The 24122-nt window shown below is 38.7% G+C and carries 19 protein-coding genes; 13 read left to right on the top strand and 6 right to left on the bottom strand.

Going from position 1 to position 24122, the window contains the following annotated elements; genetic code table 11:
- The first annotated feature begins 159 nt into the window (after nucleotides 1-159).
- Nucleotides 160-1077: a class I SAM-dependent methyltransferase gene (locus ALPR1_RS00255; RefSeq protein WP_008197579.1), complete on the top strand. Its 918-nt coding sequence runs from the start codon at nucleotides 160-162 to the stop codon at nucleotides 1075-1077.
- On the opposite strand, the gene ALPR1_RS00250 is transcribed toward ALPR1_RS00255, so the two are convergent.
- Nucleotides 1074-1988 carry a universal stress protein gene (locus ALPR1_RS00250; protein WP_008197577.1) on the bottom strand — a complete coding sequence of 305 codons (915 nt, stop codon included), beginning with the start codon at nucleotides 1986-1988 and terminating at the stop codon, nucleotides 1074-1076. The two genes, ALPR1_RS00255 and ALPR1_RS00250, sit on opposite strands and share 4 nt — an antisense overlap.
- A gap of 104 nt (nucleotides 1989-2092) precedes the next feature.
- Here ALPR1_RS00250 and ALPR1_RS00245 point away from each other — a divergent pair, with 104 nt between their 5' ends.
- From ALPR1_RS00245 to ALPR1_RS00235, 3 genes are all read left to right on the top strand, one after another.
- Nucleotides 2093-2641: a 2'-5' RNA ligase family protein gene (locus ALPR1_RS00245; RefSeq protein WP_008197575.1), complete on the top strand. Its 549-nt coding sequence runs from the start codon at nucleotides 2093-2095 to the stop codon at nucleotides 2639-2641.
- 493 nt (nucleotides 2642-3134) lie between these two features.
- Nucleotides 3135-6212: a SusC/RagA family TonB-linked outer membrane protein gene (locus ALPR1_RS00240; protein WP_008197573.1), complete on the top strand. Its 3078-nt coding sequence runs from the start codon at nucleotides 3135-3137 to the stop codon at nucleotides 6210-6212.
- A gap of 27 nt (nucleotides 6213-6239) precedes the next feature.
- Nucleotides 6240-7760, top strand: a complete 1521-nt coding sequence (locus ALPR1_RS00235) for a RagB/SusD family nutrient uptake outer membrane protein (RefSeq protein WP_008197571.1) — start codon at nucleotides 6240-6242, stop codon at nucleotides 7758-7760.
- Nucleotides 7761-8090: 330 nt separating this feature from the next.
- Here the strand turns inward: ALPR1_RS00235 and ALPR1_RS00230 are convergent, their stop codons facing one another.
- Together ALPR1_RS00230 and ALPR1_RS00225 are read right to left on the bottom strand one after the other, a co-directional pair.
- On the bottom strand, nucleotides 8091-8798 hold the full coding sequence (locus ALPR1_RS00230; RefSeq protein ID WP_008197568.1) for a CAP domain-containing protein: 708 nt from the start codon (nucleotides 8796-8798) through the stop codon (nucleotides 8091-8093).
- Between the two features lie 41 nt (nucleotides 8799-8839).
- Nucleotides 8840-9331, bottom strand: coding sequence for a DUF6702 family protein (locus tag ALPR1_RS00225; protein WP_008197567.1), 492 nt, complete (start codon nucleotides 9329-9331; stop codon nucleotides 8840-8842).
- An 80-nt stretch (nucleotides 9332-9411) separates the two neighbouring features.
- On the opposite strand from ALPR1_RS00225, the gene ALPR1_RS00220 reads away from it, so the two are divergent.
- Nucleotides 9412-9993, top strand: coding sequence for a HupE/UreJ family protein (locus tag ALPR1_RS00220; RefSeq protein ID WP_008197565.1), 582 nt, complete (start codon nucleotides 9412-9414; stop codon nucleotides 9991-9993).
- 14 nt (nucleotides 9994-10007) lie between these two features.
- Nucleotides 10008-12344, top strand: coding sequence for a M1 family metallopeptidase (locus tag ALPR1_RS00215; RefSeq protein WP_008197563.1), 2337 nt, complete (start codon nucleotides 10008-10010; stop codon nucleotides 12342-12344).
- A 177-nt stretch (nucleotides 12345-12521) separates the two neighbouring features.
- Here ALPR1_RS00215 and ALPR1_RS00210 read toward each other — a convergent pair whose 3' ends face one another.
- On the bottom strand, nucleotides 12522-13031 hold the full coding sequence (locus ALPR1_RS00210) for a hypothetical protein (protein ID WP_008197562.1): 510 nt from the start codon (nucleotides 13029-13031) through the stop codon (nucleotides 12522-12524).
- Between the two features lie 307 nt (nucleotides 13032-13338).
- Between ALPR1_RS00210 and ALPR1_RS00205 the strand changes: the two genes are divergently transcribed.
- Both ALPR1_RS00205 and ALPR1_RS00200 read left to right on the top strand, forming a co-directional pair.
- Complete coding sequence (locus tag ALPR1_RS00205; protein WP_008197561.1) at nucleotides 13339-14100, top strand: hypothetical protein; 762 nt, start codon at nucleotides 13339-13341, stop codon at nucleotides 14098-14100.
- Nucleotides 14101-14278: 178 nt separating this feature from the next.
- A complete protein-coding gene (locus ALPR1_RS00200) occupies nucleotides 14279-15058 on the top strand; it encodes an NIPSNAP family protein (RefSeq protein ID WP_008197560.1) in 780 nt (259 codons plus the stop codon).
- A gap of 28 nt (nucleotides 15059-15086) precedes the next feature.
- Here the strand turns inward: ALPR1_RS00200 and ALPR1_RS00195 are convergent, their stop codons facing one another.
- Entirely contained in the window at nucleotides 15087-16211 is a 1125-nt protein-coding gene (locus ALPR1_RS00195; RefSeq protein ID WP_008197559.1) for an amidohydrolase, read from the bottom strand.
- Between the two features lie 885 nt (nucleotides 16212-17096).
- Nucleotides 17097-17564, bottom strand: coding sequence for an IS200/IS605 family transposase (gene tnpA, locus ALPR1_RS00190; RefSeq protein WP_008197558.1), 468 nt, complete (start codon nucleotides 17562-17564; stop codon nucleotides 17097-17099).
- Between the two features lie 225 nt (nucleotides 17565-17789).
- On the opposite strand from tnpA, the gene ALPR1_RS20915 reads away from it, so the two are divergent.
- From ALPR1_RS20915 to ALPR1_RS00170, 5 genes are all read left to right on the top strand, one after another.
- Complete coding sequence (locus ALPR1_RS20915; RefSeq protein ID WP_008197556.1) at nucleotides 17790-17966, top strand: hypothetical protein; 177 nt, start codon at nucleotides 17790-17792, stop codon at nucleotides 17964-17966.
- A 12-nt stretch (nucleotides 17967-17978) separates the two neighbouring features.
- Nucleotides 17979-18608: a pseudouridine synthase gene (locus tag ALPR1_RS00185; protein ID WP_008197554.1), complete on the top strand. Its 630-nt coding sequence runs from the start codon at nucleotides 17979-17981 to the stop codon at nucleotides 18606-18608.
- 114 nt (nucleotides 18609-18722) lie between these two features.
- Nucleotides 18723-19691: an AAA family ATPase gene (locus ALPR1_RS00180; protein ID WP_008197552.1), complete on the top strand. Its 969-nt coding sequence runs from the start codon at nucleotides 18723-18725 to the stop codon at nucleotides 19689-19691.
- Between the two features lie 191 nt (nucleotides 19692-19882).
- A complete protein-coding gene (locus ALPR1_RS00175; protein ID WP_040303068.1) occupies nucleotides 19883-21115 on the top strand; it encodes a hypothetical protein in 1233 nt (410 codons plus the stop codon).
- Nucleotides 21116-21231: 116 nt separating this feature from the next.
- A complete protein-coding gene (locus tag ALPR1_RS00170; RefSeq protein ID WP_008197547.1) occupies nucleotides 21232-24111 on the top strand; it encodes a TonB-dependent receptor domain-containing protein in 2880 nt (959 codons plus the stop codon).
- Nucleotides 24112-24122 lie beyond the last annotated feature (11 nt).

Here is a 24122-nt window from a genome sequence, read left to right as displayed (position 1 = left end):
TAGATATTTTTCATTTATTCTAGCTTCAATCTGCAAAAATAGGAATTGAATTTACCCCCACCTAAGTTTTGAAGAAAGGTTTTCGTAATTCAGGCTATTTTTCACTTTGGTATACCAATACCTTGCTAATTTATTTGAAGCTGGAGAAATTATAGAAAATTGATTGATTACTGTAAGTTTTGTGGATCCTCGGATTTAAGCCAAGTTGAAGCTACAGAACGCATGTTTGGGATAGGTGGGGAATTCACTTATCAAGATTGTGGATCTTGTGGCTCTCTGCAGATTGCTGAAATTCCGGAAGATCTTTCGCCTTATTATTCCGACCAATATTATTCCTTACAAAAGCTTGTTTATTCTCCTCCACTGCGAAATTTTTTGAAACAACTTCGCATGCGATTGTTCCTTGCTACTGGTTCGAAAAGATTTGAACCAAGCTTCGGCTATTGGCTAAAAAAATTGAAGCCAAAATTCACTGATCGCATCGCAGATGTAGGTTGTGGAAATGGGCAATTGCTTTATGAATTGTCTGTATCTGGCTTTAAGAATCTTAGGGGATTTGATCCTTTTATCCCAAAAGACCAAATCATATCCAATTCATTGAGTCTATTAAAAAAGGGAATAGAAGAAGCAGATGAGATGTTTGATGTGATTATGTTACATCATTCATTTGAGCATATGCCAGACCCTGACGTTATTTTAAAAGCCTGCTATAATAAGTTAAACCCCGGAGGCAAGCTGTTGATTCGTACCCCAGTCACAAATAGCCAAGTTTGGAAAGAGGAGGGAACTTTCTGGGTTCAGCTAGATGCTCCTAGACACTTGATTATCCCATCCACCCAAGGCTTTAAAAAAGCTTCAGAAGCCTGTGGTTTTCAATTAGAGGATGTGGTATTTGACTCTGATGGCTTTCAATTTTGGGGCACAGAGTTATACAAAATGGGAATCCCCCTCAATCCAGAATTAGCAAAAGGAAAATTCTCTAAGGAGACGCTGGATGAATTCCATAAAAAAGCCCTCCGGTATAACCAAGAGGGCAAAGGGGATCAGGTTTGTTTTTATCTGACGAAACCTGCTTAAATTCTGAATAGTGCGTCGAAGAAGCCCATGGTTTCTCCTTTCTTTTTAAAGATTAGCATGGGGAGCACATTGTTGACCATGACAAGTTTTTCGGCCACAGATCCAAGTAAAATTGCTGCAGACTTTGATTTTCCTCGGGAACCTAAAAGGATCATGTCTACTCCAAGTTCGTTCGCTTCATCCAGTAAGACCTTACCATCCCCCTGGTTATCATTTAGCACACAATGGCACTCTAGTTCGGGGTGGTTATGTCTACTGACAAATTTCTGAAAGTCTTTCTTGGCATTTTCTTTCATGATTTCGGCAAACTCCTCAAAGCTTTTACCGGTTTTGGAATAGCCATGGGGTACCGTATACATATGTACTGGAAGTAATTCTGCGTGAAGCTCATCAGAGATTCGTTCTCCAAATGAATAGATCATATGGTTATGTTCAGAAAAATCCGTTGGGATCATGATTTTCTTAGGAAGTCCAGGAGCTCTTTTTTCCTGAAGCATCAAGATGGAGCAAGGAGCTTTTTTAGCAATACCTTTTGCTAAGGAACCACTTCCATCTAAAGTTTCTTTTCTACCCATGATGATAAGATCCACATCTTTGATCTTGGCCCATCTCAAGAATGTGTCTAAAGGATGGTCTCCTTCTTCACAAAAAACTTCCATCTCCATGTTTTCAGGAAACTGATGATGGGTGAGTTTATCTTTAATCATAGCCTCTAAAGACTCATCTCCTGGAGCTAATAGATCTGGATAATTATCTAAAATTTCTTGAGGAATGGCTAAGTCTTTGGCTACATGAACAAAGTAACATTTATCGATCCCGAGGAATTTTAAGAAAACGATCGTTTTCTCAATTAAAATATCATCCATCTCAGTCAGATCGAGGCCAATCATGGCCTTAGAAAAATATTTCATAGTTATTGGGTGTTTATAATGTTCAATTTAAGGCTTTGAATGAGGAAAGCGAATAGTTTTTTTGATTTTAAGCATTACAAAGCAATTCAAGGTAAATTTGAGTGATGGCTAGATATCAAAAATATTTTTTGGCGCTTGTTCCGGAAGGAAAACTCCAGGATCAAGTGACTGAATTGAAGCTACTTTTAAAAGAGGAGTTTAATATAAAGTATGCGCTGAAGTCTCCCGCACATATTACTGTAAAGATGCCTTTTAGTTACAATGAACAAAAGGAAAATGTTCTTATCGGTCGATTAAAGGATTTTGTTCAAAATTACGACACCATGGAAATGGTCATAGGAGGAGTTAAGACTTTTGGAGATCGTGTCGTTTACCTAAACGTAGAAGCGGGGAAAGATTTATACCATTTTCAAAGTGAGTTAAAAACTTTTTGTAAGCGAGAGCTGAAGTTAGTCGATGAGCTTAGCGATAGAAATTATCATCCTCATATGACAGTGGCTTTTAAAGATTTAAAGAAACATCCTATACCAAATATTATTAAAGTATTGGAATCGAAAACAATTTCCGAAAAATTCGTTGTAAACCATCTTTTTCTGTTGATAAGGCAAAATGGAAGGTGGGAAATTTGTTCGAAAATGGAATTCAGGGGTTAAAAATTTATATAAATTGGATTTTTGGTGTAGAATCTGAAAAAAAGGAGCCATTTATAAAAAAAAGTAATAAATTATTTAATTCCGAAAAAAGTTAAAATAACAATATAATGTTTTGTTAAAAATCAGGATATGGAAATAAATCTCAGAATTAAATTGGGAATTTTTAGATAAAATTTCATTTCGAAGAAATTTTATATTGAGAAGTGATAACTAAACAATTTTTAGAACTATTTGATTTTTTTGAAAAACGATTTAAAAAGGATTTTATACCCAAAAAATCAAAATTTAAATACACCTTTTAACTTTTTAATTGATGTTTTATATCGAAAACGATTACAATAAAATCCCAACCTCTTAAAAAAAAAGTTTTTCTTCGAATTGCCATATTTAATTGCCTTTTAAGAGCAATGAAGGCAGGTTTTAGTTTTTTTTGAAATCAAAATTTCAATTGATATTCGCCGCACGATAGTTAAATAAACTAAATAATCAACCTATGAAGAAAGTTTTATTAGGCTTGGCGTTTACCCTTCTGACAGTGATGTCAGTTTTGGCGCAAAGCAAAACAATCACTGGTAGGGTAACTTCATCCGAGGAGCCCGATGGAGTGCCAGGAGCAAGTGTGGTAATCAAAGGAACCACGCAAGGAACAATTACAGATATTGATGGAACTTATTCCATCGAAGTACCAAGTGAAGCAAATGCTTTGGTGTTCAGTTTTGTAGGATATCTTACCAAAGAAATGCCTATCGGTTCTAATAGCGTGATCGATGTGGTCATGGATTTAGATGTTAAAGTTCTGAACGAGGTTGTAGTAGTTGGATACGGTACACAAGAGAGAAGAGAAATTACTGGTTCTGTAACTTCTATTGATAGCAAGTCTATTGAGAACTTGGTTTCCCCTTCTTTCGAATCACAATTAGCAGGTAGAGCACCAGGGGTGCAAATCACGACTCCATCTGGTATTTTGGGTGCTGCACCGATCATCAGAATCCGTGGGGTAAACTCAATTTCCTCTAGTGCAAGTCCATTGATCGTGATCGATGGTGTGCCAGTGGTAAGCAATGACCGTTCTGCTGTCAATGCTGCGAACCCATTATCAAACATTAACCCAGCTGACATTGCTTCATTCGAAGTATTGAAAGATGGATCTGCTTCTGCTATTTATGGTTCAAGAGCTGCAAACGGTGTGATCTTGATCACAACCAAAAGAGGTTCTACCGGTAAAGCAAAAGTTTCTTATAGCACTTCCATGGGTTTCAACGAGGAAGTTGACAGATTTGACTTATTGACAGGTGATGAGTGGGTGACTATTGCAAACGAAAAAAGATCGAATGCAAATCAGTCTTCTCTAGCAAATCCTGGTGTTAACACAGATTGGCAAGATTTGATTTTTAGAAAAGGATTTGCTCAGCAGCATAACCTTTCTATCGCAGGTGGATCTGAGGCTACCAAGTATTTTTTCTCTTTGGGTTATACTGATCAGGAATCTCCTGTAAGACCTAATGAATTGAGTAGATATTCTTTCAGAGCGAATGTGGATCACAATATTTCTAAAGCAGTAAGAGTTGGAACTTCTCTTTCTTATTCTTACACAGAAATTTTCGGCTTGAACAACGGCGCAAACTCACTTTCTGGTGCGATTTACAATGCCACTCGTTCATTGCCAAACGTTCCTATCTATGATGAGGAAAATGCTGCATTTGATGGATACAACGTTACAGCCAATGGTGCTACCACTGGTTTTGGTGCTAACCTTGCCGGTCCTGATAACAACATTCCTAACATCGGTTTTGTCCTTGACAATAACCTTTACAGAAGCCGTACACACCGAGTAATTGGTAATGCTTACGGTGAGGTAGACTTATTTACTGGTTTGACTGCAAGAACTCAAATTGGTATTGACTTGACTATGAACGATGACTTCCAATCCCTTGATCCTAGACATGGTGACGGAAGAAGTTCCAATGGTTCAGTTTATATGGCTTACAATCCAGCATTCCGTTGGAACTGGCAAAACACTTTGAATTATCAGACTGTAATTGGTGATGATCATAACTTGAACGTCACTGCAGGTTTAGAATATCAATTCACCAAATTATATGGCTTTAATGCTTCAGGAACTGATATCTCTGATAACTTCTATAGATTGAACAACATTATCTCTGGTTCTTATAACAACCAATTCTCTGGAGGATCTTATTCTGAAAGAGGTTTCGATTCTTACTTCGGTAGATTCAACTATAGCTACAAAGGAAAATACCTAGCTTCTTTCACTTTGAGAAACGATGGTATTTCTGACTTGGCTATTGAAAATCAAAGAGGTACGTTCTTCGGTGGATCAGTAGGATGGAGAGTTTCTGACGAAGCATTCTTCAACTCTGGATTGATTTCTGACTTTAAAGTAAGAGCGTCTTATGCGGAAGTTGGTAACACTGAAATCGGAACTTTCGCCGCTTACGGTGGATATAGCCCAGTTTTGGGTGGAGCTGGAGCAGGTATCGGATATGCTGCTATAGCAAATAATAACCTTCAGTGGGAAACTTCAAAGAAATTCAACGTTGGTTTGGACATGACAATCGGTCGTGTAACAATCGCTGCTGACTACTTCAAAAATGACATTGATGGTTTGATTTTGGATGCCCCAACAGCACTTTCTCTAGGTGTTCCAGGAAACAACATCAGCCAAAACATCGGTTCTATGACCAACTCTGGTTTGGAATTTAGAGCTTACGCAAATGTAATCAACAGAGGAAAATTCTCTTGGGATACTGACTTCAACATCACTTTCATCAAAAACGAAGTGAATGAATTGATTTCTCCATTAACTGGTACTTACAACAGAACGGAAGTAGGTAATCCAATTGCACAGCTTTATGGATACGAGTGGGCTGGTGTAAACTCAGCAAACGGAAACCCTATGTATGTGTCCGGTGATGTGATCGTTCAATACAACTTGTCACCAGGTAATCTTGGATACAAAGCTTACGATCCAGCAAATCCTGGAGATGTTTCTGTAACAGGTTCTGCACCAACTCAAGAGTACTTGGGCAACACGCTACCTAAGTGGCAAGGTGGATGGTCAAACAACTTTAAGTTTGGCAACTTTGACGCTGAAATCTTTACAAGATTCTCTGGTGGTAACTACATCATGAACGAATCAGTAAGAGGTCTTTTGGGTCAAGGTTTCTCCAATAACCACGCAAGCATCCTAAACAGATGGACTGAAAGTGGTCAGGAAACAGACGTTCCAAAGCTATACTCAGGTCAGGATCAAAACATGTGGCAAAACTCTGCTTCTAACTCTAGATTCGTTGAGAAAGGAGACTTTGTAAAAATCCAAAATATCGTGGTGGGTTACACTGTACCTACTTCAGCTTTACAAACTGCATTTAAAGGAGCGATCTCCAATGCTAGATTCTTCGCACAAGTACAGAATCCATTTATTTTCACTGGTTACTCTGGATTGGATCCAGAATCTAACTCGTACTCAGGTCAGTTGAGCTTCGGTGTGGATTGGAACGTAGCTCCAATCATTCGTACATACACTCTTGGCCTGAACGTAGGTTTCTAATTATTAAACCGAAAAAGAAGAATTACTATGAAAAAATTCACAATAAAAAATATCAAAATGGGCCTGGTAGCCCTTGCTGTAGCAGGATTTACCAGTGCTTGTGATGTAACAGAATTGACTCCAGCTAACTTGATTCCTGACTCTGAAGCGTTTACTACCGCTGCGAGAGTAGAGTCAGCAGTTCTTGGGGTTTATGAATCTGCACAAAGAGGATTCTACGGAGGCGCTGTACAAAGGGGGTATCCTTTTGGTGCTGCCAACGTGGAGCAAGGGGATATGCGAGGTGAAGATATGTACAACGATCAGTTGTTCTATGAAATTACTTATGTAGGCTCTTATAGCCCTAACTCTGCTAACAACTCAGGAATGTGGATCTCTCTTTATAGAATGATCAACCGCTTAAATATCATTTTGGACAACTTGGATGAGTCTGTTGCAAATGGTGTTTTGACTTCTGAGCAGGGTAACGAATACAAAGGAGAAATGCTTTTCTTAAGAGCTTTGGCTCACCATGAACTATTGGTTCACTTTGCTAGACCTTACTCTGATGATCCTTCTTCTATGGGTATTCCTTATAGAACATTCGGTATCGATGATGTGACGAAAGTTCCTGAAGGAGAAGCTGTAGGTAGAACTACTGTTGCAGAAGATTACACTCAATTATTAGCTGATTTGGATGCTGCTGAAGGATTCTTGCCAGAAGGTGGAACCTTCAGAGCTAATAAAGGTGCTGTGATTGCCTTGAAATCAAGAATAAAATTACATATGGGTGATTGGGCAGGTGTATTGACAGAATACAACAAACTTACTTCTAAGTATGAGGTGACTGCAAATCCTGCAACTCCATTTAGAGGTGGCGCGAGTACTGATAACATCTTCTCTTTTGTCAATTCTGCAGAAGCAAACCCAGGTGTTAACGGAGCTTTACCTTCTATGTATGGTAACCCTGATTTGGGAGCAAGAGGTTTGGTGAAAATCAGCCCTATCATCTGGACTTCTGATTTCTGGAATAAGGATGATTTGAGAAGAACTACCATGACGACAAGCAGTGCTACTGGTGTCTTCACAGATAAATATCAAGATGCTACCACTTACACAGATCCTAACGTCATCTTAAGATTTGCTGAAGTAGTATTAAATGCTGCAGAAGCAAATGCAAGAACGGGTAAATTAGATGTAGCTGTAACGCTATTGAACACTGTAAGAAGCCGAGCTTTGCCTGCATCTGTTCCTGCATATACAGTTGCTGGTTTAGGTAATGAAGATGGTGTTTTAACTGCAATCTGGAACGAAAGAAGAATTGAATTCTTGGCAGAAGGTAGAAGATGGCCAGATATCCACAGATTATCCGGTGAGGGTAAAATGGCTGGTGTTCCTTTGAAGGCTACATCTAGATCTATTACCAGCATTGATTTCTATACGGGTGCAGCGCCGATCCCTACTGATCACGCGATTCCTTATACAAGTAACCTATTTGTATGGCCAATTCCATTGGCTGAATTACAAACAAATAATACCGCTCCTATAGAGCAAAACCCAGGTTATTAATCCAATACCTGTTTTATCAAGTGTTTTTAAAATCCGGTCGAAAGGCCGGATTTTTTTGTTTTAATGTTATCTAGAGATCCAAGAGAGAAAAAAGTGAATAAAAAAAGAGACTCCAATTCCTTGGAGCCTCTTATACAATGACGATAGGTATCAACTAAACTTAAGAAAAGCCTTACTCTCCGTATGAGTTGCAAGACAAAACTGTGTCATTGCTCAATTAGATACTGAAATAGGGAAAGAAGGTTAGGAAGAACGCATCTTTTATGATTTTAGGTGAATCAGATTTCTTATCGGTAATATTTCAGGATTAACGACTAAAATCATAGAAATTCACTTTTGTTCGCTACTGAAACACTGTACGCTTATGAAGTTAGGCATGTCATAAAAAGTGTCATCTCCATAGTAAGCAGCCGCGCATCCCAGGTACTGGTAGCAGGTACTAATAATATTGTTTTTATGAGTTCGAGAATTCATCCAGAGAATCAAAACAGACCTAGCAAATGAAATATAGGTATGAGGCACAATCTCTTCCTTTCTTGATCTGGAAGCATAGGTAAAAACTCCTTTCGGGCCTGGAGGATTTACCCTACGACCATATTCATATTGAAGTCCATTACTGGAACTTATATTCTCAGCATAGCAATAAGGATCCATTCCCTCCAGTTTCATGCGGTCGGTTAGAAATTTTTTACCAGGCACCTTACTGTAATGGGAGTAAAAATCATATTTCACCATATCGTCTGCATGGTCTTTAGCCACTTTTTCTGCCGTAGGCAAATGTTTGAACAAAGGCAATCTGCGTTTTTGCCTCATTTCGTTGGTAACGTAAAAGATGGCTGCATGGAGAAGAGGCCTGTCGATGTGTTCGAAGTCGATGGGCTGATAAATAGCATCTAATTCGTAAAATTCGGCAATCGTATATCTTTCATAGTCTTTTTCAGACCAGTTTTGGGCAAATAGTAGAGAAGGTAAACAAAGAGATACTAGGGTTAGATAAACTCGAATCAAAGGGATTGCTATTTCTTGGTATATATTCAAACACGAAGAAATCGAGGAATTAGTATGAAGAAAATCTTCTTTTAAAACTGGAGGATTTCTTTTTCATGACCTTTCCTCAAAAGCAAACTTTTGGGACTCTTGCCGTCAACATAGATCTGCACAATATTTTGCTGGGTTTCATGCTCGGCGATGAGGATAGAATTTTCCACCTCAATGGAGTTTTCAAAGGGAGTTTGGGCCGACTCCAGGTAAAACCAAAAAGCCTCTTCCTCAATTTCGTAACCAATAATAGAAAGTTCAATTTCCTTGCCATTCACCTTGATATTTTGATGATCCAGCAAATATTTTTGGAATTGTTCGTCCAGCTGATCTTTGTTGCTGCTGTTCAAAACATCCACATGGGTTCCTAAATATTCCTCCATAGAAAGCTCCAGATCATCCCAAAAGATTTTTTGAGCAATTTCTAACTTTTGGCTATTCTCATTGTATCTGATTTCTGTCAGACTGATAAAAAATGGATGAGTGAAAGCCAACCATCCCCAAGAAATCAGGCATATGTAAAGATGTTGCATTTGGTAATAGTCTTTTGTCTTTTGTGGGAATAATCCTGTATAATTGCCGCTAATTTACTTCATAAGAAGTATTCTACCCTATGGATTCCTTTCAATTATATTTTCGTTTGGGTGTTCAACATATTTTGGACATTCAAGGTTACGATCACATCTTATTTGTATTGGCCCTTTGTGCGGTTTTCATTCCTAGAGACTGGAGAAAAATTCTTGTCTTGGTTACTGCATTTACAATTGGTCATTCACTGACTTTGGCTTTGGCCACTTTCAAGGTAATTCAAGTAAATACCGAATTGATTGAATTCCTAATTCCAGTTACGATTGCCATTACCTCATTTATTAGCTTGGTAAGACCTAAACCAGCTTCAGGAAAAGGCGTCACAATAAATTACATTTTCGCCTTGTTCTTTGGACTGATCCATGGGCTCGGCTTTTCCAATTATTTGAGGAGTTTATTGGGAAGGGAGATCTCCATTTGGAAGCCGCTATTGGCATTTAATTTAGGTCTGGAGCTTGGGCAAATCGTAATCGTAACGGCATTTTTGCTATTGACTTCTATCATGGTGGAAATGTCCAAAGTATCCCGAAAGGAATGGACATTGATAGTCTCTTCCTTTGTATTCGGCATTGCCCTCATGCTGATGTTAGAAATGAAATTTTGGTAAAATAACTACCCACAATGAATATGAATAAATTAGGATTAATAGCTTCCTTAGCTCTGTTGAGCGTGACCAGTGTTTTTGCTCAAAATAGATCTGAGCAAAACCATGCGGAGCGCTTTGAGCAGCTAGGGCCAATGCTTCGCACACCCAACGTGTACAGAACCGCATCTGGAGCTCCTGGCCATATGTATTGGCAGCAGCAAGCAAACTATGTGATCAATGTGGAATTGGATGACGAAAACCAATCCATCAAAGGATCTGAAAAAGTCACTTACATCAATAATTCACCTGACCAACTCACCTACCTATGGGTACAGTTGGAGGAAAACCAGCGTGGAGCGGATTCTCAGTCACCTAAGGTTGCTGAAAGTTCCATCAATAGGGGAATGACGCTTCGTTCCCTTCAAGGGATTATCTGGGCAAATGAGGACTATGGCTATAAAGTTTTGGAAGTAAAAGATGCCAAAGGAAATCCACTTCCAGTGACAGTGAATAATACCATGATGAGAATTGATTTGCCAACTCCTCTGAAAGCTGGTGATTCATTTACTTTCGGTGTGGACTGGTCTTTCAATATCACGAATAGAGTAGGATATATCTCGGGTCGTCCGGGTTATGAATATTTCGAAGAAGATGGAAACTACCTGTACACCATGGCTGAGTGGTTCCCAAGAATGGCCGTTTACTCGGATTTCGAAGGATGGCAAAACAAGCAATTCCTAGGTAGAGGAGAGTTTGCTTTGGTATTTGGAAATTACGAAGTGAATATTACCGTTCCTGCGGACCATATGGTTGGAGCAACGGGCGTGTTACAAAACCCAAACCAGGTGCTTTCCTCTACAGAATTGGATCGATGGAACAAAGCAAAGCAGACTTATGATGCTCCTGTCGTGATCAGAACGCAAGAAGAAGCTACGGAATTGGAAAAAGGAAAATCCACTGAGAAGAAGACCTGGAAGTTCAAAGCTGAGAATGTAAGAGATTTTGCCTGGACTTCTTCCCGTAAGTTTATCTGGGATGCCATGGCTGTGAAGCAAGGCGGAAAAGATGTGATGGCGATGTCTTATTATGGCAAGGAAGCCAATCCACTTTGGGGTCAATATTCTACTCGCGTAGTGGCTCATACCATCAAATCTTACTCCAGCCATACCTTCGATTACCCTTATCCAACAGCGATCTCCGTGGAGGCTGCGAATGGAATGGAGTATCCAATGATCTGTTTCAACTATGGTCGTCCTGATTCGGATGGTACTTATTCTGAAGCGGTGAAAAACGGAATGATCGGAGTGATTATCCACGAAGTGGGACACAACTTCTTCCCGATGATTGTTAACTCTGACGAACGTCAGTGGACTTGGATGGATGAAGGCTTGAATACCTTTATGCAATACATGGCTGAGCAGGAGTGGGATCGTAATTTCCCTTCCAGAAGAGGTCCAGCTCATAAAATCGTTCCTTACATGAGAAGCGAGAAAAACACCTTGGAGCCGATCATGACCAACTCTGAAAACATTGTACAGTTCGGTCCAAATGCTTATGCAAAGCCTGCAACTGCCTTGAACATCCTGAGAGAGACTGTGATGGGCCGTGAGCTATTCGATTATGCTTTCAAAGAATATGCAAGGAGATGGATGTTTAAGCACCCTACTCCGGACGATTTATTCAGAACCTTGGAAGATGCTTCAGCAGTGGATTTGGATTGGTTCTGGAGAGGATGGTTCTATGGTACTGAGCCCGTGGATATCTCCATTGAAAATGTCGCTTGGTATAAGTTAGATCAGCGAACTCCTGCCGAGAGAGCTGCAGATGCAAAAGCAGCAGCAGAATATGAGGAAACAAATGTTTCTAAAACGGCAAACATGAAAGATGTTCCTGAGACAGTGATCGAAGCAGACCCTGCTACCAGAGATTTCTATACGACCTACAATCCATTTGAGGTAACTCCTTCAGACGAGGAAGCTTATAAGAATTTCATGGCGAGCCTTTCTCCAGAAGAGAAGGAGTTGTTGAATTCGAATATGAATTTTTATGAAATCAACTTCAAAAACGTGGGTGGATTGGTGATGCCGATTATTCTGGAATGGCAGTATACAGATGGAACTACAGAAATTGATAGAATCCCTGCAGAAATCTGGAGAATGAATGAAACAGAAGTGACGAAGGTATTTGCCAAGGAAAAAGAGGTGAAGCAAATCGTCTTGGATCCATTCAGAGAAACAGCTGATATCGACGAGAGCAGTAACTACTGGCCAAGACAATACCAGCCGACCCGATTTGAGTTGTATAAAAATTCCGGAGCTGCAAGAGGAACTTCTACTGGAAGCAACCCAATGAAGAGAGCAAAGAACAACTAAGATTTTGAACAAATACTAGAAAAGCCGGCGAGAGTCGGCTTTTTTTGTTTTAGGGCTTATAGCCCGGAAGGAGACGAAGAAATTTTAACTGCTAAATCAATTGTTCTTTGTTCTAGCATTCCAATTAAAAAAAATGAACAGCTTGAATTATCAAAGCCTTAAAAACCATATTCATATTTAGTTTGATTCAATCAATTGAGAGCCCTCAAGAATATATTTTTTTGATTTTTTTGACCAATACTTATTTGTTCCATCTTCTTTAATCCGAACTTCAAATTGGTAAATGTTGTAATTAGGTAATTCCAAAAAATTACAGCCCAAAGAAACTGTTCTGTTGTTTATAAGATCTATTTTTCTTGGTGCCCAATTATCTTCATACCAATTTGTTTTAATAGAGTCAGTAATGATTCTACATTCTATTCTTTCTAAATGAATGGTTTTTCTGGTTTTTTTCTTAACAGTTGATTCAACACTAAAGTAAACCTTGTCTCTAGGTACATTATAATTTGCTGACCTTGAAAGAATTGAAACCTTAATAATTTCGATTTTTATCTTTGAAAAATATTCTAGGTAAAATTTTCTTAGCTGAATTAAGGCAGTTGGAGTAAAAACTGCTCCAATAATTGACCAAAATGGATTTTGACAAATGAATTGACTTATCCAATTGAAAAATTCTTTTAATTCCATGCTGAAAAATACAAAGGAAGAATGAATTCAAGCACCTAAAGCTTGATAAACTCGAAACAAGATCCGAATATTTTTAACCTTCATAAATACTTCCTTTATCCAAATTCTGTTAGCGGAATAGGTCCTTTTCTTATTCCATAGAAATCTCCGGCACTACTATTCAAATATTCCTCTTCCTTATCTACAATGCCTGCTCTGACCGGCTTTTGTTTTCCTGTGTTTGCTTAACTCCTAATTTTTGGAGAGAGCTTTGCACTTATTATTGAGTCTATTCAAATCCTACATCTAAAAACTGAAAAAGAAGGAAATGGAAAAGCTTCAACTTAGAATTTTATTTTTGATTTTATTTCTCACTTCACCTCATTTGGTCAAATCCCAATTTCGACTCAATTTGGAGTCAGGAGCGGCTTTTTCGCAGTATAATGACGTTCGAGTCCCTAATGGAGATTCTAATGCAGGAACGCTTTTTTCCCTGCAGGATGATTTCAAAACCCAGCCAACTGCTTTTTTTAGACTGGAAATGAGTTACCTGATTAATGATAAGCATACCATTGAATTGACCGCAGCACCCTTGCAGATTGGGTATCAGGATTCACAGCTTGAGGAAATTAATTTCGCCGAAATCCTATTTTCTGGAGAAGGAATTGATGGTACCTATCAGTTTAATACCTATCGGGCCAGTTATAGATATCGCTTAGTGGACAATGATCAATGGATCTTGGATTTGGGAGCTACCATTTTGGCTAGGGATGCTCGCATTGCACTTACGCAAGGTGAGTTGCAGGCAGAGGATACAGACTTGGGTTTTGTGCCATTAGTTAGCTTTAATCTGAATTATACTCCAAAAGACAAACTTTCTTTAGTGCTTAAAGGTGATGCTTTAGTAGGTCCTCAAGGGAGGGCAGAGGATATTTTCGCAGGAATTCAGTATCCGGTATGGAAACCAGGCCTTCAGCTCAAAGCAGGCTATAGACTAATCGAAGGCGGAGCTGATGTTGATCAGGTTTATAATTTTGCCTACATCCATTTTGCAAGTGTTGGTTTAGTTTATGATTTTTCTTTCAATTAATAGGCTCTTCCAATTCTGAAGACATGGTTTGTTAGATAGGTTTTTCATTTTTTGGTTAAGGTGAGAATGTAAGCTGGATTCTTAAATTTCTCTTAGAATTCCACAAACAGGACACTTCAATAAGAAGTTTACCTTAGATTAGACTCTAGTTACCCATTCATAACCTAAAACCTAGAAAATGAAACAATTTAAAACATTGTCTTTAGGACTTCTCGCACTTTGCTTAATGTTCAGCTCAAGCTTGATGGCTCAAAAGAGAGACATTTATGAGCTTAAAACCTATCATATTGAAACTCCCGAGCAAGAAGCCATGCTGGATAGCTATCTGGAAAAAGCATTTATTCCAGCTGCCCATCGCCATGGGGTGGCAAAAGTCGGTGTGTTTAAACCAATAGCTTCGCAACCCGATGCTGGTCAAAAAGTATATGTTTTCATTCCGTTTAAATCCTTGAGTGAATTTGAAGCATTCGAAGGAAAGCTGTTAAAAGATCAGACATATTTAAAAGACGGAGATGCATATATCCATGCAGCATTTGACAATCCTCCTTATAAAAGAATAGAAACTTCGATTTTACGTGGGATGTCCGAGCATCCAAAGTTTGCAGAGTCAAATTTGACCAATCCTAAGAATGAAAGAGTGTATGAATTACGTAGCTATGAAGCTGCTACTGAACAGCTATATCGGCAGAAGGTAAAGATGTTTAATTCAGGGGAGATGGATATTTTTGAGAAGTTGAATTGCAGTCCTATTTTCTATGGAGAGACGATTGCTGGCGCCAATATGCCGAATTTGATGTACATGACTACCCATGAAAATATGGAGATCAGAGATGAGCATTGGAACCAGTTTAGAGCTGATCCTGACTGGGCTGGAATGAAAGATCTGCCGGAATACCAAAATACCGTTTCCCGAAACGACACGAGGTTATTATATCCGACAAACTATTCAGACTTATAATTGAAAAGCCGACGAGAGTCGGCTTTTTTTATGAATTGATTTTTCTTGCAATCTTCTCAAAAACCTTGACCCCAGTTTCTATCAACTCATCAGGAAAATCATAGGTGGGTTCGTGCAGTTGTGGACATTTTTCGCCAGATCCCAATCCAAATAAATAGGAAGGACAAGTTTGACTGAACAAACCAAAATCCTCTGACCAGCGGAATGGTTCTGCTTTTTGTGAAATGTCCATTCCAAGATCTTCCACCGCAGTTTCAGCGATTTCTGCTGCATTCGAATCATTTTTGGAGACAGCAAATGCTTCTAAATAACTGATCTCAAATTTTAACCCCTCATGGGTGGCTACTCTTTCCACTTCCTTCTCAATTTTTTCTAGCAAGGAATCCAACTCTTCCTGATCAAAAGCCCGAATCGTTAAACTCAGACTTCCTTTTCCAGCACTAGTTCCAAATGCAAGACTACCGATTTCGGAGTGGATGACAGTGACCAAAGCAAAACCGTTGAGCTGATCCGGGAATTTTGGAAGTGTCTGAATTAATTGAGCGATCGCAAAAGCAGGATTGATCCCTGCATCCGGATGGGCTGCATGGGAGGTTTTGCCAGTCAGCCTAATGGTCATTCCTGTACTTCCAGCTGCGAAAGTTCCTTTTCTGATAACAATTTGGTGAAGTGGAAACCCAGGGAGATTGTGAAGAGCAAAAGCGAAATCAGGTTTGATTTTTTCATAAGAAGGATCGTCCATAATCCGTCGGGCTCCTTCTCCGGTTTCCTCTGCAGGTTGGAAGAGTAGAATTACTTCACCTTTTTCTGGCCTCTTTTCTGCAATTTTTTCTCCTAATCCACATATAATGGTCATATGACCATCATGCCCGCACAAATGAGCCTTGCCATCTACTGTACTTTTGTAGGAAGGATTGCCGGTTTCCTGGATAGGTAGTGCATCCAGCTCAGCCCTGAAGAGGGTTCGTGGACCGGGATATTTTCCTTTAAAAATAAATGCCAGACCCGATCCCCCAAGATTTTCAATGATTTCATCTGGGTTTAATTTTGAAATGAAAGAAAGGATTTTGGATGCAGTTTTTTCTTCTTCTCCTGCTATTTCGGGGGATTGATGTAGTTCTTGACGGAAGGATGTCAGTTGGTTTATTGACATTAATTAAATCGAAATTATTAAATATTAGATTCAAAGTTACAAATCCATTTTCAAAATGGATCCGCCAATATAAATGAGGTATACACATAAAAGTAATTTTTTGAAAATAAGATGTGACCCCGACGGGGTCAGGTGATAGGTTTAGATCCTGTTTTATAGACATTTGATCTCTCCGAGATCTTATAATAACGTCCAGCCAATTTTCGAAATGCATTGATTTCCCATTGATCAAATTTTTAAACAAATCATGAATTGGTCTTGATCCCGAAGGGATCGAATGATCAAAGGTTAAGATATTAATAGTGAGCCCTGACTTTTACCGAGTCAGGTGACAGGTTTAGATCATGTTTTATGACATTTGATCTCTCCGGGAATTTAGAATTACAACCAGCCGATTCACGAGATGCATTGATTTCCGATTGATCAAATTTTTAAACAAAATCATGAATTGGTATTGATCCCGAAGGGATCGAATGGTCAAAGGATAAGATATTAATAATGAGCCCTGACTTTTACCGAGTCAGTTGATAGGTTTAGATCATTTTTTTTGACATTTGATCTCTCCGGGAATTTAGAATTACAACCAGCCAATTTTCGAAATGCATTGATTTCCCTTCGATCTAGTTTTTAAACAAAATCATCAACTGGTCTTGATCCCGAAGGGATCGAATGAATATAGGATTAAATATTCACGATGGTGTTCGACCCCTTAGGGGTCGAATTTTGATCTTCAAACCAAATGCTATAAATATCTGATCTCTCTGAGATCTAATTTGAAGTCAAAAAAGAATTCGATTTTAATCCTGAAGGGATCAAATCTTTATAGAATAATTGATTATAAAAAAGATCTGACCCCATCGGGGTCGAATAATAATCGGTTGGGTTCTATTCTATCCATTCAAAAAGATATTCATCTTTGAATTTAATTTCATAATGCTTTAAAAATGAAATGTATTCCTCTCTAAAACTTTTCTTTTGATGATGTTTCTTTTGGTTTTCTATATAGGAGATGATGTTTGGTAGAGAAGATTGTGTGTAGGAAAAGGCTCCAAAACCAGCTTGCCATCTAAAACTTTTCTGTGCAAAGCCTCTTTCATTAATCCAATTTGTAGATGATTTTTTTATTTCTCGGACTAAATCTGATAGCCTACACGACGCCCTCATTCCAATTAATATATGAATATGATCTTCCATGCCATTTATTGCAATGAGTTTTTGATCTTTATTGGTAATGATCCCGGAAATATATTTATACAATTCTTCTTCCCAGATTTTTGATATTAGAGTATTCCGGTTTTTTACGGCAAAAATAATTTGGATATAAATCTGAGAAAATGTGCCAGGGTCATTCATAAGCCTAAAATCTCTAAAATTAAACAATTTAATAGTTAATATAACTATACTTTATTTAGCAAAAGTCTTGAAGCACTTGAAATCATTTTGGATTTTTTTCACTTCTTAAGTGATTGATTTTCTTTTGGAACCATTTTTGCCAAAAAAATCTATTAGAAGGGAGGAACTTTTCACTCTCTCTTCGCTATTTTAGAACATCACTTTAACCCTTAAAAGAGAATTTTTATGAGCGAAGTACAACAGAAAGAGTTACAAGATCAAATTTCAGATTTGAAAAGCAAGCTTACTGGAGACATGTTTGCAGACATGGAAGTAAGAGATCAAATTCACAATTTAGAAATGAAATTGAATGGTGTGAAACCTATGGATTCCAGCATTGATTGCATTGGTTGCGGAAGTTAAGATCCGAAAATATTGTCACGATACTTTATCATTTATAAGCCCTTTGGGGTGTTGAGTCAATTTTCAGGAGAGGGGCAGACGTTGGCCTCTCTTTTTGATTTTCCAAAAGAGGTATATCCTGTCGGTAGATTGGATAAAGACTCCGAAGGACTATTACTGATTACAGACGATAAATGGCTCAATCACCATTTGCTGAACCCAAGTTTTGGGCATCAACGCACCTATTGGGCCCAAGTGGAGGGGATTCCAACACCAGAATCCTTAAAAGCTTTGGGAAATGGAGTTAAAATAAAAGTGGATGGTAAAGAGTATTTGACAAAGCCCTCTATAGCAAAGTTACTTTCTGAATCCCCAGAGTTGCCTGATAGAGATCCTCCGATCCGTTATAGAAAAAATGTTCCAGACAGCTGGATTGAGTTGACCTTGATTGAAGGGAAAAACAGGCAGGTCAGAAAAATGACCGCTGCTGTAGGCTTTCCAACACTTCGATTGGCAAGGAAATCCATGGAGAAAATCAATATTATAGGATTTAAAGTGGGAGAGGTTCAGGAGCTCGATCGAGAGACTGTATATCATCAGCTAGGACTGACCGGCTTTAAAGAGTCAGCAAAGAATTTTCAGAAAAGACCCAAAAGGTCTTAAAAAATCCTAAATTTCCTTTCCACACGAGGCTTTACCGCTTCTAAGATTTAAGATTGTCCTTTGGGACTTTTTACGTTATTTTAGTCCCGTAGCAGAGTTATAAAATCCTTATCCATGCATCAGGAAAAAATTCAAGAAGTAATACAGGAAGTAAAAAAGGTAGTCGTAGGCCAAGACCGTATGGTCAATCGCTTATTGATAGGCTTATTTACTAATGGACATATATTATTAGAAGGTGTACCAGGTTTGGCAAAAACCTTGACGGTAAACACACTTGCCAAAGTTTTACACCTGGATTTTAATAGAATTCAATTTACCCCGGATTTGCTTCCGGCTGATTTGATCGGTACGATGATCTATAATCAGCATTCTGGAGACTTTGAAGTAAAGAAAGGTCCTATATTTTCCAATTTGATTCTTGCTGATGAGGTCAACCGGTCTCCAGCAAAAGTGCAGTCCGCATTATTGGAAGCCATGCAAGAAAAGCAGGTGACTATTGGTGAGACTACTTTCCAGTTGGACAGACCTTTTTTGGTTTTGGCTACTCAGAACCCAGTAGATCAGGAAGGAACTTATCCTCTACCAGAAGCACAGGTTGATAGATTTATGATGAAGGTTCATATAGACTATCCAAGCAAAGCAGATGAGATGGAGGTCATGCGTAGAATGGCAAATATGTCATTTAGCGATGAAGTTAATGCGGTCTTGTCTAAACAGGATGTTTTTGACATTCGCAGTCAGATCAATGCAGTGAAAATAGCTGAGCCTCTAGAAAATTATATCATTGAACTGGTTTTTGCTACGCGATTCCCTAAAGAGTACGGGTTACATAATGAAGCCAAGTATATCATGTTTGGGGTATCTCCTCGAGCCAGTATCAATTTAAACCTTGCTTCCAAGGCGGTTGCCTTTATGGACGGGAGAGATTATGTGTTGCCAGAGGATATTAAGGAAATTGCTGAAGATGTCTTAAACCATAGAATTATCCTGAATTATGAAGCAGAAGCTGATGGGATAAATACAAGAGACCTTATAAAAATACTAATGGAAAAGGTGCCGATTAATAAGTCGGTAACAATTTAATAATACTAGAACCTGTTTATCTGGGCTTCCTGCATAGGAAGCCTTTTTTTATGCTAGAATTATTAATTGAATATTAATTCGGGTTCATTTTTTTAAAAAAAGCATAATTCGAAAAATTCTTTTGAGCTGATTAATTGGAGCAGTTTTGCATCATCAAAGTTGACAAAACCACAATTCAATTAAATAACTCAATGAAAAAGTTAAACTCTTTATTCTTCGCTTTTGCAGCAATTGTGATCGGATTCACAAGCTGTATAGAAGGAAATGACAAACCTACCCCAAACCCAGGGCCAGAAGAAAATGATGATGTATTGGTTACTTCAAACATCTCTTCAAATACTACTTGGGAGACAGGAAAGACTTACATCCTAGGAGGAAGAATTTCAGTTACTTCTGGAAACACGCTTACAATTCAGCCAGGAGTTGTTGTAAAAGGTGAAGTTGGTACTGGATCAAATGCAACTGCATTAATCATTGCAAGAGGAGCTAAAATTGATGCGCAGGGAACAGCATCTTCTCCGATTATTTTTACGACTGTAGCCGATGAAATCGAACCAGGACAAATTGTATCTCCAAACTTGGAACCAAACCTATCAGGTCTTTGGGGAGGATTAATCGTCCTCGGTAATGCAAAAGGGTCTTTTGCTGGTGATGTTACAGAAATTCAAATTGAAGGTATTCCACCATCCGATACTAATGGACTTTACGGTGGTTCTGATGATGAAGACAACTCCGGTGTATTGAAGTATATCTCTATCCGTCATGGTGGCGCTAATATCGGTGAAGGAAACGAAATCAACGGATTGACTTTAGGAGGCGTTGGTTCTCAAACTGTAATCGAAAATGTTGAAGTTATTGGAAATCAAGATGATGGTATCGAATGGTTTGGTGGAACTGTAAACGTTAAGAATGCTCTCATCTGGAATGCTGGAGATGATGCTTTGGATACTGACCAAGCTTGGGCTGGTACGCTAGATAACTTCATCGTGATCACTGGAGGTGAGACTGACCACGCGCTTGAAATCGACGGTCCTGAAGGATCTTATAATGCTGGTCATACTTTAAAGAATGGTTCTATCAAAGGAAATGATGTTTCAGAATTTGGAGACTTCAGAGATGGAGCTAGAGGTACTTTCGAAAACATTTACTTCTTCGGATTTGCAGATCCTACTACTACTGATGGTAGAGGTGATCTTTCACTTAGCGGTGACAAGACTTTGGCAACTTTCGCTGATGGGTCTTTAAAGTTCATGAACCTTGAAGCTACTCTTGCTGAAGGCGTAGATCTAGAAACAGTATTCAAAGCTGGAACAGTTGATTATGCTACTGCAGTTGCTGCCGGTGCTAACACTGTTGGAGCTGACAAATCAGTATTTACTGCTTGGTCTTGGGCTGAAGTAGCTGGAGAACTAGCTGATTTCTAATATCAAACAAAACTCTTAGAAAAGGGAAGAAAGAGCTTGCAAGGTGACTTTCTTCCCTCTTCTAAATCAAGATAATATCTAATTGCTGTATGAAAAATAAAGCTACAAACTCGTTCATGTCACGAACCATTCTTGTTCTTGTTATTCTGGTTTTGGCCCAGATATTTGCAGGATTCGCTTTTGCGCAGAAAGGAACCATTCGTGGGACAATCTTTGAAGAAGGTTCTGGTGAACCACTCTTTGGAGTATCAGTACTTGTTAAAGAAACTTCAACTGGGGCAGTGACTGATTTCGATGGAAAATTCGAAATTCAAGTTGAGCCAGGTACTTATTCAATCTCCATTTCTTATATCTCTTATTCGACAGTTGAATTAACTGGAGTAGAGGTGAAGTCTGGAGCAGTTAATGTATTAAATGAAATCTCCATGGCTGAAGAAGCTTCAGAATTGGAGACCGTAACTATTGCCGCAGCGGCGATCAGAACTACAGAGTCAGCCTTGATGTCTGTAAAAAGAAATGCTGCCAACCTGATGGATGGTATTTCAGCCAGTGCATTCCGTCAAATTGGTGATGGAGATGCGGCTTCTGCTGTCAAGCGAGTGACAGGTGTATCTATTGAAGGTGGAAAATATATCTACGTTCGTGGTTTGGGAGACCGATATACCAAAACCGTATTGAATGGTGTGGATATCCCTGGATTGGATCCAGATAGAAACTCTATCCAGATGGATATTTTCCCAACGAATGTGATCGATAATATTATCGTATCAAAGTCATTTACAGCTGATCTTCCGGCTGATTTCACAGGTGGAGTTGTGGATATCGAAACCAAAGACTTCCCTGAAGAAGAATCTATGAAATTAAGCCTTAGTGGAGGTATTAACCCATCTATGCACTTTAATTCAAATTACTTGAAGTACGATGGTGGGTCTACAGACTTTTTGGGATTTGATGATGGAACTCGTGCAATTCCAACAGATGGTAGAACTGATATCCCTCAATATGGAGATGCAATCGGAAATCCAAATGGACCAAAAGGGTTGGAATATCAGCAGATTTTAGGTGATTTTAATAAGACACTTGGAGGTTATAGATCCAACAGCTTAATGGATATGGGCTTGAGTTTCTCCTTGGGAAATCAAATCGCAAGATCTAAAGCTACTTGGGGATACAACTTTGCCTTTACTTATAAAAATGAGACCGAATTCTACCAGGATGCTGAGTTTAACCTTTTTGCAAAGCCAAGAGAGGCTAGCGCTACTGAGTTGGAAGCACTTGAAAGACAAAAAGGTGATTATGGTGTGAACAATGTCTTGCTGGGTGGTTTGGCTGGAATTGCTTTGAAAACAGACAATTCCAAGTACAAGCTAAACTTGATGCACTTGCAAAATGGTGAGTCCAAAGCAGGGGAATTTGACTTTGTCAACACTAACTTGGGAGCAAACTTTACTGCAAAGCAGTATAACCTTGAGTATAGCCAAAGAGCTTTGAGTAGCATCATGCTTGGAGGTACTCATTACTTCAATGGAAGAAACTGGGAAGTAAATTGGAAATTGGCCCCTACAAGATCTACAATCCAGGATCCAGACATCAGATTTACAAGATTCAGAGTTCCTGAAAATACAGTTTCTACTGAAGTTGGATTGCCAGCAAGAATCTGGAGAAACCTAGAAGAGTATAGTATGGTAGGTAAGCTTGACTTGACAAGAAACCTTTCTCTTTTCCAAAGAGACTCTAAGTTGAAATTTGGCGGAAACTATGTATTCAAATACAGAGATTTCGATATCCAAAGCTTCCAGTTTGCCACAGGGGATACCGAGTTAAATGGAGACCCAAATGAGATTCTTTTGGATGAGAATTTATTCTCTGCAGACAATAGAAATGGAGTACGATATAATGCGGATTTTATTCCGATCAACCCTAATAAATACGAGTCTATCGCAACGAATATGGGTGGATACGCTTCTTTAGAAGCAAATCCAGCTAGCAATCTAAAAGCGATCGTAGGTTTGAGAGTGGAGAAATTCAATCAATACTATACTGGAACCAACCAGACAGGTACAATCGACTATGATTTGGTTACCATGTTGGATGATTTAGATTTCTTCCCTACCGTAAACTTGATCTACAACCTGGCTGAAAAGCAAAACTTGAGATTCTCGGCTTCCAGAACGATTGCTAGACCTTCTTTCAAAGAATTGTCTTATGCGGAGATTTTGGATCCTATTACGGGTAGAACATTTATTGGTGGTCTTTATCCAGAAACTACAAACGGTGGATCAGAAGTTCTTTGGGATGGAAACTTGGTTTCTACAAGAATCAACAACTTTGACTTAAGATGGGAAGCTTTCCAAGACAGAGGTCAAATGTTCTCTGTAAGTGCATTCTACAAATCATTTGATAAGCCAATCGAAATGGTTCAGTTCCTTTCTGATCCAGGTACTTTCCAGCCAAGAAACGTTGGTAATGGTTCAGTAGCAGGTCTGGAATTTGAATTCAGAAAGTCTTTGAAATTCATTGCTCCAAAGCTTGAAAACTTCAACTGGAATACGAATGTGACTGTGACTAAGTCTCAGATTAAAATGTCTGAGTCAGAATACAGATCTAGAGTATTGACAGCTAGAGAAGGACAGGAAATCAAAGACACAAGAGATATGGCCGGTCAAGCTCCTTATATTATCAATACAGGTTTGAGCTACCAGTCTTTCGTGAATGGTTTAGAAGCGGGACTATTTTATAACGTACAAGGTTCAACCTTGAATTATGTAGGATTTGGTAACAGAACAGATACTTATACTGTACCATTCCATAGCTTAAATTTGAACTTAAATAAGACTTTTGGAGCTGATGAGCGTATTCAAGCAGGAATCGGTGTTCAGAACCTATTGAATGACAAAAAAGAAATGGTATTTAAGTCTTACGAGGCGCAGGATCAAATCTTCACAAGATTGTCTCCTGGAACAAAAATTACAATGAGAGTAGGTTTCTCATTCTAAGAAACATCACC

Origin of the sequence: Algoriphagus machipongonensis (assembly GCF_000166275.1) — a bacterium.
GTDB lineage: Bacteria > Bacteroidota > Bacteroidia > Cytophagales > Cyclobacteriaceae > Algoriphagus > Algoriphagus machipongonensis.
Note: the sequence above shows the minus strand (reverse complement) of the source record. Positions and strands in the feature narration are given on the sequence as shown.

Bases quoted from the DNA above. Each gene is read 5' to 3' on its own strand.
- ALPR1_RS00250 (WP_008197577.1), bottom strand. From the start codon at position 1,988: ATGAAATATTTTTCTAAGGCCATGATTGGCCTCGATCTGACTGAGATG.
- ALPR1_RS00245 (WP_008197575.1), top strand. From the start codon at position 2,093: ATGGCTAGATATCAAAAATATTTTTTGGCGCTTGTTCCGGAAGGAAAA.
- ALPR1_RS00240 (WP_008197573.1), top strand. From the start codon at position 3,135: ATGAAGAAAGTTTTATTAGGCTTGGCGTTTACCCTTCTGACAGTGATG.
- ALPR1_RS00235 (WP_008197571.1), top strand. From the start codon at position 6,240: ATGAAAAAATTCACAATAAAAAATATCAAAATGGGCCTGGTAGCCCTT.
- ALPR1_RS00225 (WP_008197567.1), bottom strand. From the start codon at position 9,331: ATGCAACATCTTTACATATGCCTGATTTCTTGGGGATGGTTGGCTTTC.
- ALPR1_RS00220 (WP_008197565.1), top strand. From the start codon at position 9,412: ATGGATTCCTTTCAATTATATTTTCGTTTGGGTGTTCAACATATTTTG.
- ALPR1_RS00215 (WP_008197563.1), top strand. From the start codon at position 10,008: ATGAATATGAATAAATTAGGATTAATAGCTTCCTTAGCTCTGTTGAGC.
- ALPR1_RS00210 (WP_008197562.1), bottom strand. From the start codon at position 13,031: ATGGAATTAAAAGAATTTTTCAATTGGATAAGTCAATTCATTTGTCAA.
- ALPR1_RS00205 (WP_008197561.1), top strand. From the start codon at position 13,339: ATGGAAAAGCTTCAACTTAGAATTTTATTTTTGATTTTATTTCTCACT.
- ALPR1_RS00200 (WP_008197560.1), top strand. From the start codon at position 14,279: ATGAAACAATTTAAAACATTGTCTTTAGGACTTCTCGCACTTTGCTTA.
- ALPR1_RS00195 (WP_008197559.1), bottom strand. From the start codon at position 16,211: ATGTCAATAAACCAACTGACATCCTTCCGTCAAGAACTACATCAATCC.
- tnpA (WP_008197558.1), bottom strand. From the start codon at position 17,564: ATGAATGACCCTGGCACATTTTCTCAGATTTATATCCAAATTATTTTT.
- ALPR1_RS20915 (WP_008197556.1), top strand. From the start codon at position 17,790: ATGAGCGAAGTACAACAGAAAGAGTTACAAGATCAAATTTCAGATTTG.
- ALPR1_RS00180 (WP_008197552.1), top strand. From the start codon at position 18,723: ATGCATCAGGAAAAAATTCAAGAAGTAATACAGGAAGTAAAAAAGGTA.
- ALPR1_RS00175 (WP_040303068.1), top strand. From the start codon at position 19,883: ATGAAAAAGTTAAACTCTTTATTCTTCGCTTTTGCAGCAATTGTGATC.
- ALPR1_RS00170 (WP_008197547.1), top strand. From the start codon at position 21,232: ATGTCACGAACCATTCTTGTTCTTGTTATTCTGGTTTTGGCCCAGATA.